This window comes from Streptomyces sp. NPDC050263 (assembly GCF_040655955.1).
Lineage (GTDB): Bacteria > Actinomycetota > Actinomycetes > Streptomycetales > Streptomycetaceae > Streptomyces.
Map to the genome: position 1 here is coordinate 17,208 of NZ_JBFAKW010000042.1, position 15,406 is coordinate 32,613.

Consider the following 15,406-nt stretch of genomic DNA (forward strand, 5'->3'; position numbering starts at 1 on the left):
AGCCTTCTGAGCTGCTGAGCCCAGATGTCCGCATCTGGGCTCCCTCTCGTCAATAGGGGAACCATCATCAACACGTCAGAAGTTCTGACCGCCACAGGTGTCGATCTGTTCTACGGTGAGACGCCCGCTGTCAGGCACGCCGACATCAGCCTGCGCCGTGGCGAAGTCGCAGCGGTTACAGGGCAGAGCGGCTCCGGAAAGTCCTCGTTGCTCTACTGCCTCGCCGGTGTCCTGCCTGTGGCACGAGGCGAAGTCCGTTTCGAGGGAAGCACCCTTGGCGAACTCAACGACGAGGAACTCAGTGCGCTGCGCCGTGAACGCTTCGGCTTCGTTTTCCAATATGGCGAACTGCTCCCGGAGTTGACCGTGGAGGAGAACGCTGCCCTCCCTCTACGTTTGGCCGGACAGCGTAAGGCGGAGGCGCTGACTGCTGCCGGGGAGGTTCTGGGGCGGCTAGGCCTCGCAGATTTGCGACGGCGACGTCCTTCGCAGGTTTCCGGAGGGCAGAGCCAACGTGTTGCTGTCGCCCGGGCGTTGGTGCATCGGCCGGCAGTGGTGTTCGCCGACGAGCCCACGGGATCGCTCGACAGTGCCAACGCCGCTGCTGTGCTGGAGGAGTTCCTGGCCCTTGCGCGTTCTCAGGGGACGGCCGTAGTTCTGGTCACGCATGACGCTCAAGTGGCCTCCCGGGCTGACAGCCAGTATGCGATGCGCGACGGAGTTCTCTCGGCCCTGGCGCGGGAGACGACATGAAAGAACTCTTGCTGGGCCTGCGCCTGTTGTTGGGTACCGGGCGGGGCAACCGTGTGCGCTTCCTCCTCATGGCCGGGGGTAGCGCTGTCGGTGTGTGCTGCCTTGCCATGGTGCTTGCGATTCCGGGCATTCTGGCCGCACAGGATGGACGCAAGGCGGCGCGTCAGGGAGATTGCTCTGGCGGTCCCCGGGTCTGTAGCGGCGACAACAAAGCCGCCCCTCTCGAGCTCGGCTTGACAGACCCGTACGGCTCTCGGCCAATGACCCGGATCTTTCACGCGCCAGGTACCACCTCCATGGATCCTCCGCCGGGCCTGAGCGAGTTGCCCGCTCCGGGCGAAGTGTTTGTATCGCCACAGCTGCACGACGAACTGAAGAAGGAGCCGGGGCTTGCTCAGCTCGTTCCGGGGCGGGAACGGGGACTCATCGGTGCCCAAGGACTGGCGCATCCCGACGAGCTCTACGCATACATCGGCGTCGCTCGGGATCAGTTGAAGGGCGCTTCTCCCGTGACGTTCTACGGGTGGCCCTACGCAAACGACGAAACGGTGGAGCCCTCGACGCTGGACATCGTGCGGTTCACGCTTGCAGGTGTCGTGCTGCTTCCGCTGGCCGTCTATCTGTCAGTGTGCGCGCGATTGTCAGCTGCGGCGCGGGCTCGTCGGCTTGCCGCTCTGCGCCTGGTCGGGCTGAGCAAGAGGGGTGTTCAGCGCGTCAACGCGGCTGAGACGGTCACTGCGGCATTGATCGGGGCGGTACTCGGCCTGGGTATCTACGCGTTGGCCAACCAACTCATCTCTCGCATCGGTCTTCCAGGCTTTCGGTGGTACCCATCTGACGGCTCCCTGTCTCTGTCCACAGCCCTCGCTTGCCTGATCGGTTGTCCGGCACTTGCCTGGTTTGCAGGAGCCGTCGGGGCCAGGAAGGCTGCGACGAACCCGCTGGCTGTCAGGCGCAGTGCGGTTGAGAAACCGCCCGCGAAGTGGGGCTTGCTCCCGCTCCTGCCTGGACTGGGCATCGTTGCCGGGTATTGCGTGGCCGGCGCGACGGGGCACGCACCTCGGGATACGTCACTTTCATCGATCCTGATGCCGCTGGCGGTAGTCCTGGTCGGCGTCGGGCTCGTACTGTCACTCCCGATTTTCTCTCGGAGCCTGTCTCGGACAGTGGCGCGCACCAGCCGCTCTCTACCCCTCGGTTTGGCTATGAGACGCAATGAGGTGGAACCAGGCGGGGCTCTGAGGGTTGCGACCGGACTGGTGTTGTTGGTCTACGCGGCTTCACTCGTGCAAGGAGTGCTCATCGAGTTGGACCAGGTCTCCAAGAACACCTCACCTGTCCAGTCGTACACACTGTCACTGGATGGCATTTCCCAAGAGCGACAGCGGGCGTTCGAGTCGGTGGCGGGTGTCCGTGGGCATGGAATGGTCGCGACGTCGTGGAGCGATCGGAAGGCCGAATTTCCGCCAGTAATCTACGCCGTGATTGCTACGTGTGGGCAGCTTCGTGGGATGGTGCCTGAAATGGGACGATGCACCGAAGGGCAGCCTTTCCGCGTAGTGAACCCTCAGGAGCCCTACGACGAGGACAGCAAACCCGGTGCAAGCTTTCCGTTCTATCTCAAGAACGAGAAGGGCGAGCAACGTGTGATGACTCTGCGAGTGCCGAAGCAACAGGTGATCTTCCATGATGAAACAGGGATCTCTGCGCTGAGCAGTGGCGATGTGGTTGTCCCGCCCTCTTTCCTGCCTGACGGCTTCCGGCCCCAGGAGGCCACCCTCGTCCTGGTCAGCAGTTCGGCACCTGAGACCGTCCGTGCGGTCCTCGACGACATCGGCGGAGTCGATCCGACTGCAAAGGTGGTCACCCCCGGCGTAGTGGTCACCGCGCTCCAGCAGATCACCGTCGTCAAGACGATCCTCGCCATGGGCATGGTTCTCGGCCTCATCATCGGAGTGGCGGCCTACCTTGTGGCTGCCACGGACCGGGCGATCGAGCGGAGACCGCAGGTGACCGCACTGTCTTTGCTCGGTATGCGGCCCCGTACGTTGAGGACTGTGCAGGTGGCACAGGTCGTGCTGCCGCTGGCGGTGGGGTTGGTATTGGCTGTCGTTGCCGGGAAGGCTGCTGAGTCCAGCTATCTCGTTACCGGTGGTGGTGCGATCTTCTGGGACGGGGCCGGTGTGCCGCTGCTGTTGGCCTGCGCGCTTGCGACTGTGCTGATCGCTGCGGTCGGATCCTTGCCGCTGGTTGGGCGGCGCATCGACCCCGAACTGATCAGGCGGGACTGACGCCTTGACGCTGCTTACAGAAGGGCGGTGCCCCGTGCGGGGTGCCGCCCTTTTGTACTTATGGAACGAGCTCAGGCCGCGATCACGGGGTGCCGGTGTTGGCGGGCGACGTGTTGCTGCTGCTCACAGCGAGTCCGGAACGGCGAATGAGCCCAGCGCGGGGTAGAAACAGGGGCCGGTTGCCGTGTTTCTGGGGCGTAGTGGATCGGCGGTACATGCGGGGAAGGTGAGCGTGGGCACGTCGAATTCGGCCCAGACCCGTTTGCCTCTGTTGGTCGGTTCCCAGCCGTGTCGGCAACAGAGGGCCGCCACAAGTTCCAGCCCTCGGCCGTGATCTTCTTCGGGCTTCGCATACTCCCGCTTCGGCGGAGCAGGGCTTGAGTCGTGGACGACGAGGAGCAGGCGGCCTTCGCGATTGTCGTAGCTGAGCTCCATAGTGATGAAGCTGCTCCCGGTGTGCACGACGGCGTTGGTGACCAGTTCGGAGGTGACGAGCCGGATGGCGTCCTTCGTCGATGCATCGATGTGCATTTCCCAGGCGCGCATCTGTGTCAGTACGCGCTCACGGGCGAAGGCGACGGCCGTGGGCCGGCCGAGCGTGATGAATCGGGCCCGGCTCATGAACACCTCCTCAAGGCGGACAGTTGTTCTTGAGGGGGCAGAACGTAGACGCGGACAGGCGTGGCGGTATGGGCGATCGTGGTGATGGCGGGCGTTACAGCCGGCCAAAGATACGGGGCTCTGCGGTGCCTGGCCTGTTGCAGGATGCGCGCCCACTCCCGTGCGGACGGGTGGCGCACAAGGCGGTCGACGTCTGGTGCTGGGGTTTGAGCGGAGTGCGGGTGTCTGCCGGACCGGGGCCCGGACAGGGCGGCTCTGATCCCTTCAAGGGCCCTTGATAAAAGGCGCATGTCGCCTCCTTCGCGTCGGCTCGGCCGCTGGGGTCTACCGAGCCGCAGCCTGACGTGGGACGGATAGGGAGAGACCGGGCGCATGAACGCAACATCCGCCGAGCCCCAACTTGCATATCCAAGTTGCGTTGACTTTAGCGAGCTGAACTTGGATATACAAGTTGTGCGACGTTTGCGTACGAGTGGTCACGGCGGGGAAGTCGCCGTCAGGGCACGTCGATCACGTATTGGAAGAGATGTCGGTCGCACGGCACCCGTGAGTCCAGGACCTCGACCACTCGTCCGTCCTTCACCTGAGCGCTGCGTAGGACACGTGCCAAGGGAACGCCGGGCGGGATGAGCAGCGCGGCGACCTCCGACGGGGTGGGCATGCGGATTTCCAGGTCTTCGACAAAGCGGACGATTCGCTGCCCCACCGGTCCGGCAGGATCCTCGATCAGCGCGCTCACGCCACCGGTGATGCGTCCATGTGCTTCAACCGGAGTTCCGCTGAACAGCGTCTCCGGGTAGTACCCGTCGGACAGTTGCATGGGCTCGCCGTCGACGAAGAACGCGCGCCGTCGGACGATCACCGAAGTGCCGTCAGCCAAGCCAAGTCGCTCGGCGATCTCAGCCGAAGCCGACAGCCTCTCCACCGACAGGATTCGTTGCTCCGCCCGCAGTCCTTGTGCCGCTGCCTCGGCGGTGAAGTTGCTGACGCCGGTGGAGCGTCGCTCGCGGAAGTTTGCCCCGGTCGTCTGTAGCCGTACCCGGGGCTGCTGGCGTACGAAGACGCCCCTGCCTTGTTCGCTGATCAGCAGGCCGTCCGCCTTGAGCAGCGACAACGCCTTGCGTACGGTCACCCGGGTCGTGCCGTAGTGATCCTTGAGTTCGTTCTCGGACTTCAACTTCTCGCCCGGGGCCAGCTTCCCTCTCGTGATCGCGGCTCGCAGGTCGTCAGCGATGCGGCGGTACGGAGGAAGCTCTTGGTCCGGCATATGTGTCACCTCGGGTTCGGCCAGTCCCGGCAAGGCTATGCGAACGCCCAGCCGCTCCACCGCTCGACCCGTACGGCGACCACGGGGCCCTGAGGAGGGGAATCCTTGTACTGGGCGTACTTGGCGCGCAGCAAGTCGATGGCCGCGTCACGTTCCTGTCCGTCTTCCTGTACTTTGCCTTGGCCGTCGGCGCGTGACCACCACAGCGTTGACCAGTCGTCGGAGTAGTGGTCGACCAGTAGCGTCACCGAGGGGTTCTCCCGGATATTGCGCAATCTCCGTAGGTTCCATGTGCTCTTGGGCTTGTGATCCACGGCGAAGTACAGGACGTCGTTCTGCGCAGCGAAGGTCACCGGTACCGCGTGCGGTACTCCAGCGGCATCGGCTGTCGCCAGTATTGCGACGGGGGACGTGAGGAAACGGTCCCGGGCGACGAGCGGCGAGAGCTTCATGTGCTCACGGTAGTGAGCGATGCCAGCCAGGTGGTCAGGTGTCGGTTTGTTTGTTCGGGGTGTTCCTGTTGGAGCCAGTGGCCGCAGTCGTCGAGGACGTGGGAGGCCGTGAGGCCGGGGAGGGTGTGGGGGTAGGCCTTGATCGCGGCGGACAGCCAGGTGGTGGAGGCGTCGAGGTTGCCGGTGAGGAAGAGGGACGGTTGGGTTATGGGGGCGTTGGTGAAGTCCGTGAGGTCTTTCCAGTCCCGGTCCATGTTTCGGTAGCGGTTCAGGGCTCCGGTCAGGCCCGTTCGCTCGAACTCGCCCGCGTAGACGTCCAGGTCTCGTTCGGTCAGCCAGGTGGGGAGCGCTTCGGCGGTGGGGAAGCGGTCGCGCAGGGTTCCGCCGGTGGTGACGAAGTGGGGGCTGGGGGCGGTGGGCGGCGGCATCGTGTCGGCGGACAGGGCGGCGTAGAAGCCCGCGAGCCAGCCCCGGACGTCGGGCTCGATCTCCGCCTCGGCCCGGCCGGGCTCCTGGAAGTAGGAGACGTAGAACTCCTCCTCCCCGCCCGTCCCGTTCATCTGGGCGAAGACCTCGCTCGGCATCGGGCCGCCCGGCGGGGTGTACGGGACGCTCAGCAGTCCCACCGCCCGGAAGGCCTCCGGGTGGAGGAGCGCGGAGTGGGCCGCGATCGTCGCGCCCCAGTCGTGGCCGACGATCGTCGCGGAGCGCTCGCCGAGGCCGTGCACGACCGCGACGTTGTCCGCCACCAGTTCCAGCATCCGGTACGCGTCCGTGGCCTCGGGCTTGGAGGAACGGCCGTAGCCGCGGACGTCGATGGCGGCCGCGCGGTATCCCGCGGCGGCCAGGGCCGGCAACTGGTGGCGCCAGGAGTACCAGCACTCCGGGAAGCCGTGCACGAGCAGGACCAGCGGTCCCTCGCCCTGCTCCACCACGTGGACACGGCCTGCGGGAGAGGGGAGCAGGTGGTGCTTCGCGGCGGCGGCGTGGTCGTCGCTCGACGTCCGGTGCGGCATCGGGTCCTCCAGAGCTCGGGGACTTCGAGCATGCTGGGCCCGGTGCGGCCCCCGTGAGTCTTGTTGCCGGTTCGGCAAACTGCCCGGCCATGTGTCGAACGGGGAGCAGGGTGGAAAGCCGTACATACCGACGGGAGGGGGCGCGCGTGGGTTACGAAGAGTTGGTGACGGAGACCGTCAAGGGCCGGATCACCGCCGAGTCCGACAGCTGGCTGAGGGCGGGGCTGTCCACCGAGCGCTGTGACCGGCCGGCAGCCGAAGCCGCGGTCGCCGAGGTGTACCGGGTCCACGGCATGCCCGCCCCGGACACAGTGGTGTGGATGGACTCGCCGCTCGGCGGCGCGCTCGCGTCCTGGGTGCTGCGCCACGGGTGGGAGGACCGGCTCGACGGGACGCTGCTCACCGGCGACGGACTCCCGCTGTCGGTACCGCAGGCGTTCGCCCGGCAGGCCGAGGAGCGGATCCGCGAGCAGTTGGGGCGGACGGGAGCGGGCGGCGGCGAGGGCAGCGGTGAGGGCAGTGGCGAGAGGCGACTGCTGGCCGGCACGTTCCATGACACCACCGAGGCACAGGGCCGACTCGTGGACGCTCTGGGGCACCCCATGTTCGACCAACTCGACTTCTACTGGCTGCAAGACGTGCACGGCGCCTACGAGTTGGAGCAGGCGGTGAGTGAGATCTTCACCTGGTCGACGAACAAGTCCCTGGGCCGCATCCACACTCGGGTGAACGGGGACCTGCTGGGGAGGGTCCGTGGTCCGGTTCCGGAGCGGATCGTGCGGCCTGAACCGGACGGGGATGTCATCACTCCGCCACCGCCGCCGAGCAGGGAGCAGATCTACTTCCACGAGGAGTTCGGCGGCCGGGTGGATTCCTGGTCCGCGCCGAGGGAGTTGATCCGTTGGCGTTGCATGCTGGCCGCCGCGGGCCTGCCCGAGTCACCGGGACTGGATGCGGCCCAGGCGGCCCTGTACCGGTGCGGCGGTTGGTGGCCCTTGGCGGACGCCGTCGTCCTCACCGAGCGTCCTGAGATGCTGCGGGGGTACGAGCAGACGCCGGCGGACGCCTCCGGGTCGGGGAGTGTGCTGATCGGCTACGCGGACGGCTATCAGCCGGCCGGTACGTAGAGGGGCGGCACGCGCGGAATCGTGCCGCCCTCGGAGTGCTCGCCCTCACGTGCCCGCCCTCTACGTGCCGCCCCTCGGCGTGCCGTCCGTCATTCGCAGCCGGTTCCGTCGCCGTCGCGGTCCAGGTGGCGGCCGTAGCCCGGGTCGCCCGCGTGCACGGGGGCGGCTCCGGCCGCGCGGGCGGCGGTGCAGTTCTCGTAGTAGACGCTGCCGCTGCCGGAGTCGGCGGCCGTGTCGTCGTCCTCGGTGACGCTGTCGTTCGCTGCGGCCTTCTCCGTCACCGTCACCTTCGTCGTCTTTGTCGCCGTCACCGTCGCTGTCGCCGTCACCGTGCCCGCGGGTTCGGGTACGGCCGTCGCCGTGGTCGTCACCGTCACCGTCGGTCGGGGGGTGGCCGACGTCGGCTTCGCATCCGTCTTCGTCTCGCCGTCGCTGCCGCCGATGCCCATGCCCAGGAACAGGGCCAGGGCGAGGGCGGGCAGGACGTATCTCTTGCGGGCCCAGCGGGGGGTGGGGTTCGTGGTCGTGGTGTACGGGTTGGTCATGGTGTCCCCCCAGGGTGTCGTGCGATGTGAGGGGACGACGGTATTGCCGTTTTGTGGGTGGTGTAAGCGGTGTGGCTGTTCCGTGACTTTTTGGTGTGCATCTCCCGGGTTGGTCGGTCATCGGTCCGTCACCAGCCCTCCGCGCCTTCTGCCAGGCGGCGGTGCCACCAGGGGAGGGGCGGTCGCAGCAGGGGGTGGGGCAGGGTGCGGAGGAGGTAGCCGCGGTCCAACGCCCTTACCGCGCCGATCAGTTCGGCTCGGGGGCGGGGTGGGAGCCGGCTCAGGGTCTCGTCCAGGATGTCGCGTGCGTAGCGGACGTCGTCCAGGCCGCAGCCCGGGCAGGAGGGGCACACCGAGGTGCGGGGGTAGAGGATGCCGAGGCCGGGGGTTCTCAGGAACCTGCGGTAGCGGCGGAGGGCGCGTTCTGTCGCGCCGGGGAAGAGGAAGTAGCCGCCGTCCTCTTGCTCCACGTGGTGGATCGCAAGGCTGGTGCGGGCGGAGAGGCCGGGGATGCGTTCCGGCTGGGGGATCTCGCGGGTGCGCGGGCGGGTGCCGAGGGTCTCGCGGGCGCGCAGGGCGCCGGGGCGGTTACGCGGCATCTGCCTTTCGGAAGGCGGAGGCAGCGGCGGTGATCGTCGTCATCCGCTCATCATGCCAGGGGGGCGGCACCCGGTGTCCCGGCGTTCCGGTGTCCCGGTGTCCCGGTGTCCCGGCGTTCCGGCGTTCCGGCGTTCCGGCGTTCTGGAGTCCCGTTGTCCTCAAGTGCCGTCCCCGTGAGGCCTGGTGGCTCGCGTCAGATCGAGACCGCCACCGCCGTGAACGTCGTCTCCGGCAGCTGCGGGCTGGTGAAGCGGGCGTTGACCAGGTAGAGGCGGTCGCCGTAGCGCGCGGCGGTGGTCGGGACGTCGAAGCGGGGGTCGGTGATCGTGCGGGTCAGGGTCGCGGTGGTCGCCGTGCGATCCAGGGACCAGACGCTGATCAGGTTCAGCCGGTTCTGGACGACGTACAGCGTGCGGCCGATGCGGTAGAGGCCGTCGCCGTTCACGACGTCGGCCGCGCCGACCAGCGTGATCTTCTTGGCGTACCCCGTCTCGACGTCGACGTTGTACAGCTCGCCCGGCGTGCTCTTGACGACGATCAGGCCGCGGCCGTCCGGTGTGCCGACGATCCCGTTGGCGTTGTTCACGTCGGGGAGCTGGACCCAGTCGCCGGTGAGGGGGAGGGTGCGGATGCCGGCGTCGCTGCGGCCGCGCGGGACGGCGTACAGCGCCGCGGCCCGGGAGTCGGTGAACCAGGCGCGGTCGCCGAGCAGCGTCACGTCGTTGATGAAGTGGCCTGTCGGATCTGCGAGTCGGTGGGTTGTCAGCAGACCGCCCGTGCGCGAGTCGATCACTCGCGCCACTCCCGTGTTGCCCGCCACGTACAGCAGGCCGTCGTGGTCGAGCTTGAGGCCGACCGCCGCCTGGCCGGTGCCGCCCGCGTACAGGACGCTGCCCTCGCCGGTGCGCAGGTCGGTGCGGTAGACGCCGCCGTTGGCGCGGGAGCCCTGGTAGGCGTACGGCTTGCCGCCGATGGCGATGCCCTCGGGGAGCCAGCCGTCGGGGAGGGGGTACTCCGTCGGCCAAGTGGCTTCAGGAGTACCGGACTTCGCTGTTGCCGGCGTCGTCGTCAGGGTCAGGGTCGCCAGGGCTGCGGCAGTGCCTCCGAGGACTGCCCGGCGGGACGGGGTAGGGGTGGCGTTCATGGTTACGGGCCTCCGGGAGTGGGGTTCGGGCGGCGAACGGCGTAACACTGATGACTGTGGCCACACTGGGTATGGCTTTACTTCCAGTTTGGACTTCGTAGGCCGGTAACGAGCCGCCGCCCGACCGTGTTCCTCCCTTTTACTGTCAGGTTCCTTTCAATCCCATGCTGCCCATCAGGCTCGGAAGGGGCCTCTCACCTCGTACGTGATCCCGCCCGACGAGCTGCCGCTCGTGCCGCGCTGGCTGGAGAAGTAGAGGCGGGTGCCGTCCGGGGAGAAGGCCGGGCCGGTGATCTCCGACGCCGACTGGCCGTCCACGCGCAGGAACGGTGCGACCACGTCGTCCGGGGTGATCACGCAGATCTCCAGGTTGCCGCCGTCCTCCGCCACGAACAGGTCGCCGGAGGCGGAGCCGGTGACGTTGTCGACCCCGGTGAGGGGGGCCGTGCCGGACGTCACCAGTGAGTCGTCGTAGGCGAGCTCGATCGTCTGGGCCGCCGCGTTGTACTGCCAGACCCGGTTGTCGCCCTTGGTCGTGAACCAGCAGGTGTCGTTCGCGTAGTAACAGCCCTCGCCGCCGTTGAAGTGCCTAGCGCCGGAGACCTGGTTGCGGGTGGCGGAGGCGCCGGTGGGGTCGGGGATCCGGGTCCAGGTGACCGGGCCGCTGGTGGCCGTGCCGGCGACCATGACCTCCAGGTCGCCGGCGGCCAGGCTGCCCCAGGTCGTCGGGCGGAAACGGTAGAAGCAGCCGTTCGTCTCGTCCTCCGTCAGGTAGATCACCTGGCGGACCGGGTCGGCGGCCGCCGCCTCGTGCTTGAAGCGGCCCATCGCGTCCCGGCGCACCGCCGCCGCGACCCCCCAGGGGTCTGTTTCGTAAACGTATCCACGGTCCACCTCCTCGCAGGACAGCCAGGTGTTCCACGGGGTCTTCCCGCCCGCGCAGTTCTGACGGGTCGAGGAGAGAACGCGGTACGCGCCCGTGATCGCCCCGGCCGCCGAGAACTTCACCGCGCTCGCGCCGCCGGACGGGTTGATCTCCGAGTTGGAGACGTAGATCCAGCCCGTGCCGTCCGGGTAGCAGGCACCGCCGTCGGGGGCGTTGTGCCAGGTGTACGACGTCCCGGACACCGTCTGGCCGGAACGGGCGATTACCCGGCTGGTGAAGCCGGAGGGAAGACGGATGCCGTTGGCGTCGGCGGAGCCGAGCGCTCCGTACGGGCCCGTGCCGGGCTGGGCGGGGGCCGCGTGTGCGGCACCGCGCCAGAGGGTTCCGCCGAGTACGGCGGAGGAGCCGCCGATCGCGGCCGCACGCAGGAAGGTACGACGTTCCACGCTCACTCCCGGGGGTGGTGTGGGTGAACCGGCCCGTACGCCGGTCCCGGCGCCGGGTGGTGCGGGTAGTGCGGGTAGTGCGGGTAGTGCGGGTAGTGCGGGTAGTGCGGGTAGTGCGGGTGGTACAGGCGGTGCGAGTAGTGCAGGCCATGCAGGCCATGCAGGCCATGCAGGCCATGCAGGTCGTGCTGGTCGTGTGTGCCGTGCAGGTCGTGTGTGCCGTGCAGGTTGTGCGCTGCCGAACGCTAGGAGCGCAGGGTAGCTGCGTCATGGCTGTGTCGTGTACATGCTGTGTCGGGGAGATGCGGGGTCGGTTGCGGGGCAGGCGGCCGGACGCCGTCATAGGCTGCCGGGAAGCGGTGGAGGGAGTACGGCCATGGCCGGCTGGAGTGTGCGCGACATCCTCGATCAGAGCGGCCGCAACGCCGTCGTCACCGGGGCCAACAGCGGGCTCGGGTACGTCACCGCGCGCGAGCTCGCCCGGAAGGGGGCACGGGTCCTGCTCGCCTGCCGGAGCGAGACGCGGGGGAGGGCGGCCGTCGAGCGGCTGCGCGGTGAAGTGCCCGGCGGAGACGTGCGGTTGGGGCTGCTCGACCTCGGGGAGCTGGCCTCCGTAAGGGAGTTCGCGGGCTCACTGCCGTACGAGCGGCTCGATCTGCTCGTCAACAACGCCGGCGTGATGGCGATGCCGTACGGGACCACGGCCGACGGGTTCGAGACGCAGTTCGGGGTGAACCACCTCGGGCACTTCGCCCTCACCGGGCTGTTGCTGCCCGCGCTGCTCGCCGCCGCGCAGGGGCGTCCCGCGTCCGGGCCGGCCGGCGCGCGGGTCGTGACCGTGTCCAGCATGGTCCACCTGCTCGGCAACATCGACCCCCGTGATCTCAACTCCGAGCGCCGATACCGTCGTTGGACCGCCTACGGCCGCTCCAAGACCGCCAACCTGCTCTTCACGCACGAGCTCGCGCGCAGGCTCGCGGCGGCCGGATCCGACCTCGTCGCGGCGGCCGCGCACCCCGGGTACGCGGCGACCAACCTGCAGACGGCCGGGCCGCGCGCGGAGGGACGCCGGGTCGCCGAGCGGCTGATGGCGCTCGGCAACCGGGTGATCGCGCAGCCCGCCGAGGCCGGCGCGCTGCCCGCGCTGTACGCGGCGACCGCGCCCGGCGTCCGCCCGGACTCGTTCACCGGGCCGTCCCTCGCGATGTGGCGCGGGGCGCCCGCACCCTCGCGGCGGGCCTCCTGGACCCTCGACGACCGCGCGGGAGAACGCTTGTGGCAGGCATCCGAGGAGCTGACCGGGGTGTTCTACGACGCCCTCAAGGGCTCCTAGTACCGGTACCCGAGGAGCGGCTCAGCTCACGGAATCGTTGCAACTCGTGGAGACTCGGACCTTGTTGGACCAGGTGTCGGTGGCGATGTCCCACACCGTCATCGTCGAGTCCTTCGCGTAGCCGTACGCCGTGCAGTCCAGCAGGCCCGTGCGGACGTCGAAGGAGCCGCCCGGGCGGCCGCTGAGCCGGCGGGCGACGGCGTCCTTCGTCCAGACCGGTATGCCGCGTGGGCCCGAGTCGCTGAAGAGGGCCATCCGTACCGTGCCGCCGTTGGTGAAGCTCTGGCCGTGCAGGTCGATGCCGTAGATGCCGATGGTGCTGCCGCGGCGGGTGGCCCAGGCGTACGGGGCGCTGCCGTATGCCCGGGCCTCGACGGACTGCCCCGGCGCGGACACGGACGTCGCCGATGCCGTGGCCGATGCCGTCGTCGACGCTCCGGTGAGCGTGGCGATCGCCGTTGCCGCGGCGACGGCGGCCACGGTGTGCGAGGTGCGCGAGGTGCGTGAGGTGCGCGAAAGGTTCATGGTCGTCCCCCGGTCTCCGTCGGCCGCGCTGCCGTGCGCGGCCGATGACCTGAGGGACACCGGACCGCGCACCCGGGTTGCGACCGCGGCGGGGGTTCCGGGAGGGTGCGGAAGCGCGGGGGTGGTACGGGCGACCGGGCGTGCGGGGCTGCCGAGGGAACCGAGAGCCTCGAGGGGCCTGTGGCCCACGATGACGGCTGCCCTGCGTCGGTTCCCCTGCAACTACCGCTGTGCGTACCCCGGGGTGTATTCCTCCGAGTACCCCTGCCCGTATCCCTGGTCGTGTCCCTGCCCGTAGCCAAGGTCCCGGCCGTGTCCCTGGCTGTCGTACGCCTGTCCGAAGTCCTGCCCGTATCCCGGCCCCGGGGCGAACTCCTCCGCGTACCTCTGGGCGAAGTCCTCCGGCATCGGTGTGGTGTCCAGGTAGAACCACTCGGCGGTGGGGCCGGGGCTCGGGGTGGAGGCGGTTGCCGGGGCGGATTGACGGTGGGGCAGCGGGCCGGTCTGCGGGAGCGGGTCGGTCGCCACTGGCGCGTCCTCCGCCGTCGGCAGCCGTTTCGCCGGGCCCGGCAGCAGGAGTTCCACCCGAAGCCCCTTGCCGCGCTGTTGGGCCGTGAACTCCTCGACCTGGCTGCGGCAGGCGTGGTCGAGGTGGGTCACACCGGTGAGGTCGAGCCGGATGCGGGGCTTGCCGGCCTCCGCCGCGGACTCCAGGGCCTCGATGACCTGGGGCAGCCGCAGGAACGTCGCGTTGCCGGCCATCACCACCTTCGCCGTGTCCTCCTCGATGTGCTGCTTGATGACCGTCTGCGACATGCGCACCGCCGCCAGCACGATGCCCGCCGCGAGGCCGATCAGGACGCCCTCCAGCAGGGCCGTCGCCACGATGACCAGCGTGGTGAGCGTCATGACCGCGAACTCGCCGCGGTCTTGCCGCCACATCTTCGGGAACTCCTCGGGCGCGAAGAGCTTCCAGCCGCTGTGGACGAGGACGCCCGCGAGGACGGAGATCGGGATCAGGGCCAGCACCTGGGGGAGCAGCAGGGCGAAGGCCAGCAGCCACAGGCCGTGCAGCGTGCGGGAGAGCCGGGTCTTGGCGCCCGCCTGGACGTTCGCCGAACTGCGGGCCACCACCGCGGTGATGGGGAGCGCGCCGAGCAGGCCCGCGAGGGTGTTGCCGGCGCCCTGGGCGATCAGCTCGGGGTTGTAGCGGGTGCGCGGGCCGTCGTGCATCCGGTCCACCGCGGCCGCCGTGAACAGGGACTCGGCGGAGGCGATCACCGTGAAGGTCAGGATTGCCGTGATGATCCCGGGGTTCGCCAGGCCCGCGAACTGCTCCGCGCCCGGCACGTTGACCGAGGCCAGCAGGTTGCCCACCTGGAGCGTCTTGATCTCGACGCCCGGCAGTGCGGCCACGCCGATGCCGATGCCCACCGCGACGAGAGCCGCGGGCACCTTCTTGACCGGTCCCGGCATCTTCTTCCACAGGAAGCTCAGGACGACCGTGACGATGCCCAGGCCGGCCGCGATCATCGCCTGCTTGTCGGCCAACGTGTCCGTGATCAGGCCGGGGATGCCGGCCATGTTCTCCAGCGGGGTGCCGGGCGCCTTCGCGTCCATCGCCGGGTAGGCCTGGCCGAACATCAGCGGCAGGCCGATGCCCGCGAGCATGCCCTGGACGACGGCCAGGGAGATCGCCTGGAAGAACCGGCCCAGCCTGACCAGGCCGAGGACGATCTGGAGGATGCCGGAGAAGAGCACGATCACGCCGAGCATGGCCACGCCGTACTCCAGCACGGTCTCCGCGACCAGCGCGGCGAGACCGGCGGCCGGGCCGCTCACCTGGAGCGTGCTGCCGCGCGCCGCACCGACCACCAGGCCGCCGATGACGCCCGAGATGATGCCCAGTTCGGCGGGGACGCCCGAGGCGACGGCCACGCCGATGCACAGCGGGAGCGCCACCAGGAAGACGACGAGGGACGCGGTGATCTCGGTGGCCAGGTCGACCTTCGGGGCCGAGGCCTTGGCGGCGGCCTTCGCGGCGGCCCTCTCCGTGGCCTCGGAGGTGGTCTTCAGAGCGGCTTCCATGGGGTCTTCCATGGGGTCTTGCACGGTGGCCTGCCCACCGGCACGCGGGAAGTGGGGTTCCCGCGCGGTCGGCCGAGGCCTCGGAGGCGCCGGCCGTGTCGGAGGCGCCGGACGTGTCTGCGGGCCCGCATCGAACGCGGACGTCGAAGGGAACCTGGACGTCGCGGAGGGCGTGGGCGTGGGTGTGGGCACCTGGCGGGGCGGTGGTCCGGCGGGCCGGGACGGCGGGCCGGACAGGCCGGCCTCCTCGCCGAACGTGCGGCCCCTTCCGTCACTGGCGTCGGAGCCCGGGCCCCGATTCCGGCCGTGCCG

At 69.0% G+C, this 15,406-nt stretch carries 14 protein-coding genes; 4 read left to right on the forward strand and 10 right to left on the reverse strand.

Annotation, left to right across the window (positions count from 1 at the left end; translation table 11 throughout):
- Window positions 1–24 precede the first annotated feature (24 nt).
- Both AB0J04_RS20315 and AB0J04_RS20320 read left to right on the forward strand, forming a co-directional pair.
- Window positions 25–753: an ABC transporter ATP-binding protein gene (locus tag AB0J04_RS20315; protein WP_363169898.1), complete on the forward strand. Its 729-nt coding sequence runs from the start codon at window positions 25–27 to the stop codon at window positions 751–753.
- Complete coding sequence (locus AB0J04_RS20320; protein WP_363169899.1) at window positions 750–3,044, forward strand: FtsX-like permease family protein; 2,295 nt, start codon at window positions 750–752, stop codon at window positions 3,042–3,044. Before AB0J04_RS20315 ends, AB0J04_RS20320 begins: the two co-directional genes overlap by 4 nt.
- 123 nt (window positions 3,045–3,167) lie before the next feature.
- On the opposite strand, the gene AB0J04_RS20325 is transcribed toward AB0J04_RS20320, so the two are convergent.
- The 4 genes from AB0J04_RS20325 to AB0J04_RS20340 form a co-directional block, all read right to left on the reverse strand.
- Entirely contained in the window at window positions 3,168–3,665 is a 498-nt protein-coding gene (locus AB0J04_RS20325; protein WP_363169900.1) for an ATP-binding protein, read from the reverse strand.
- Between the two features lie 496 nt (window positions 3,666–4,161).
- Entirely contained in the window at window positions 4,162–4,932 is a 771-nt protein-coding gene (locus AB0J04_RS20330) for a GntR family transcriptional regulator (RefSeq protein ID WP_363169901.1), read from the reverse strand.
- Window positions 4,933–4,967: 35 nt separating this feature from the next.
- Complete coding sequence (locus tag AB0J04_RS20335; RefSeq protein ID WP_363169902.1) at window positions 4,968–5,384, reverse strand: TIGR03668 family PPOX class F420-dependent oxidoreductase; 417 nt, start codon at window positions 5,382–5,384, stop codon at window positions 4,968–4,970.
- Window positions 5,381–6,400, reverse strand: a complete 1,020-nt coding sequence (locus AB0J04_RS20340) for an alpha/beta hydrolase (protein ID WP_363169903.1) — start codon at window positions 6,398–6,400, stop codon at window positions 5,381–5,383. The genes AB0J04_RS20335 and AB0J04_RS20340 overlap by 4 nt, the downstream gene beginning before the upstream one ends.
- Window positions 6,401–6,564: 164 nt before the next feature.
- Here AB0J04_RS20340 and AB0J04_RS20345 point away from each other — a divergent pair, with 164 nt between their 5' ends.
- On the forward strand, window positions 6,565–7,527 hold the full coding sequence (locus AB0J04_RS20345) for a hypothetical protein (RefSeq protein ID WP_363169904.1): 963 nt from the start codon (window positions 6,565–6,567) through the stop codon (window positions 7,525–7,527).
- Window positions 7,528–7,616: 89 nt separating this feature from the next.
- Here the strand turns inward: AB0J04_RS20345 and AB0J04_RS20350 are convergent, their stop codons facing one another.
- The 4 genes from AB0J04_RS20350 to AB0J04_RS20365 all read right to left on the reverse strand — a co-directional run bounded on the left by AB0J04_RS20350 (window position 7,617) and on the right by AB0J04_RS20365 (window position 11,148).
- A complete protein-coding gene (locus AB0J04_RS20350; protein WP_363169905.1) occupies window positions 7,617–8,072 on the reverse strand; it encodes an excalibur calcium-binding domain-containing protein in 456 nt (151 codons plus the stop codon).
- 128 nt (window positions 8,073–8,200) lie between these two features.
- On the reverse strand, window positions 8,201–8,671 hold the full coding sequence (locus AB0J04_RS20355; RefSeq protein ID WP_363169906.1) for a hypothetical protein: 471 nt from the start codon (window positions 8,669–8,671) through the stop codon (window positions 8,201–8,203).
- A gap of 194 nt (window positions 8,672–8,865) precedes the next feature.
- Entirely contained in the window at window positions 8,866–9,816 is a 951-nt protein-coding gene (locus AB0J04_RS20360) for a superoxide dismutase (RefSeq protein WP_363169907.1), read from the reverse strand.
- A gap of 174 nt (window positions 9,817–9,990) precedes the next feature.
- Window positions 9,991–11,148, reverse strand: coding sequence for an alkaline phosphatase PhoX (locus AB0J04_RS20365; RefSeq protein ID WP_363169909.1), 1,158 nt, complete (start codon window positions 11,146–11,148; stop codon window positions 9,991–9,993).
- 376 nt (window positions 11,149–11,524) lie between these two features.
- On the opposite strand from AB0J04_RS20365, the gene AB0J04_RS20370 reads away from it, so the two are divergent.
- Window positions 11,525–12,481, forward strand: coding sequence for an oxidoreductase (locus AB0J04_RS20370; RefSeq protein ID WP_363169910.1), 957 nt, complete (start codon window positions 11,525–11,527; stop codon window positions 12,479–12,481).
- A gap of 21 nt (window positions 12,482–12,502) precedes the next feature.
- On the opposite strand, the gene AB0J04_RS20375 is transcribed toward AB0J04_RS20370, so the two are convergent.
- Both AB0J04_RS20375 and AB0J04_RS20380 read right to left on the reverse strand, forming a co-directional pair.
- A complete protein-coding gene (locus AB0J04_RS20375; protein WP_363169911.1) occupies window positions 12,503–13,006 on the reverse strand; it encodes a hypothetical protein in 504 nt (167 codons plus the stop codon).
- A gap of 222 nt (window positions 13,007–13,228) precedes the next feature.
- Window positions 13,229–15,094: a SulP family inorganic anion transporter gene (locus AB0J04_RS20380; protein WP_363169912.1), complete on the reverse strand. Its 1,866-nt coding sequence runs from the start codon at window positions 15,092–15,094 to the stop codon at window positions 13,229–13,231.
- Window positions 15,095–15,406 lie beyond the last annotated feature (312 nt).

Coding starts and splice junctions, on each gene's coding strand:
- AB0J04_RS20330 (WP_363169901.1), bottom strand. CDS start 4,932: ATGCCGGACCAAGAGCTTCCTCCGTACCGCCGCATCGCTGACGACCTG.
- AB0J04_RS20355 (WP_363169906.1), bottom strand. CDS start 8,671: ATGCCGCGTAACCGCCCCGGCGCCCTGCGCGCCCGCGAGACCCTCGGC.
- AB0J04_RS20350 (WP_363169905.1), bottom strand. CDS start 8,072: ATGACCAACCCGTACACCACGACCACGAACCCCACCCCCCGCTGGGCC.
- AB0J04_RS20335 (WP_363169902.1), bottom strand. CDS start 5,384: ATGAAGCTCTCGCCGCTCGTCGCCCGGGACCGTTTCCTCACGTCCCCC.
- AB0J04_RS20340 (WP_363169903.1), bottom strand. CDS start 6,400: ATGCCGCACCGGACGTCGAGCGACGACCACGCCGCCGCCGCGAAGCAC.
- AB0J04_RS20370 (WP_363169910.1), top strand. CDS start 11,525: ATGGCCGGCTGGAGTGTGCGCGACATCCTCGATCAGAGCGGCCGCAAC.
- AB0J04_RS20380 (WP_363169912.1), bottom strand. CDS start 15,094: ATGGAAGCCGCTCTGAAGACCACCTCCGAGGCCACGGAGAGGGCCGCC.
- AB0J04_RS20360 (WP_363169907.1), bottom strand. CDS start 9,816: ATGAACGCCACCCCTACCCCGTCCCGCCGGGCAGTCCTCGGAGGCACT.
- AB0J04_RS20315 (WP_363169898.1), top strand. CDS start 25: ATGTCCGCATCTGGGCTCCCTCTCGTCAATAGGGGAACCATCATCAAC.
- AB0J04_RS20320 (WP_363169899.1), top strand. CDS start 750: ATGAAAGAACTCTTGCTGGGCCTGCGCCTGTTGTTGGGTACCGGGCGG.
- AB0J04_RS20325 (WP_363169900.1), bottom strand. CDS start 3,665: ATGAGCCGGGCCCGATTCATCACGCTCGGCCGGCCCACGGCCGTCGCC.
- AB0J04_RS20375 (WP_363169911.1), bottom strand. CDS start 13,006: ATGAACCTTTCGCGCACCTCACGCACCTCGCGCACCTCGCACACCGTG.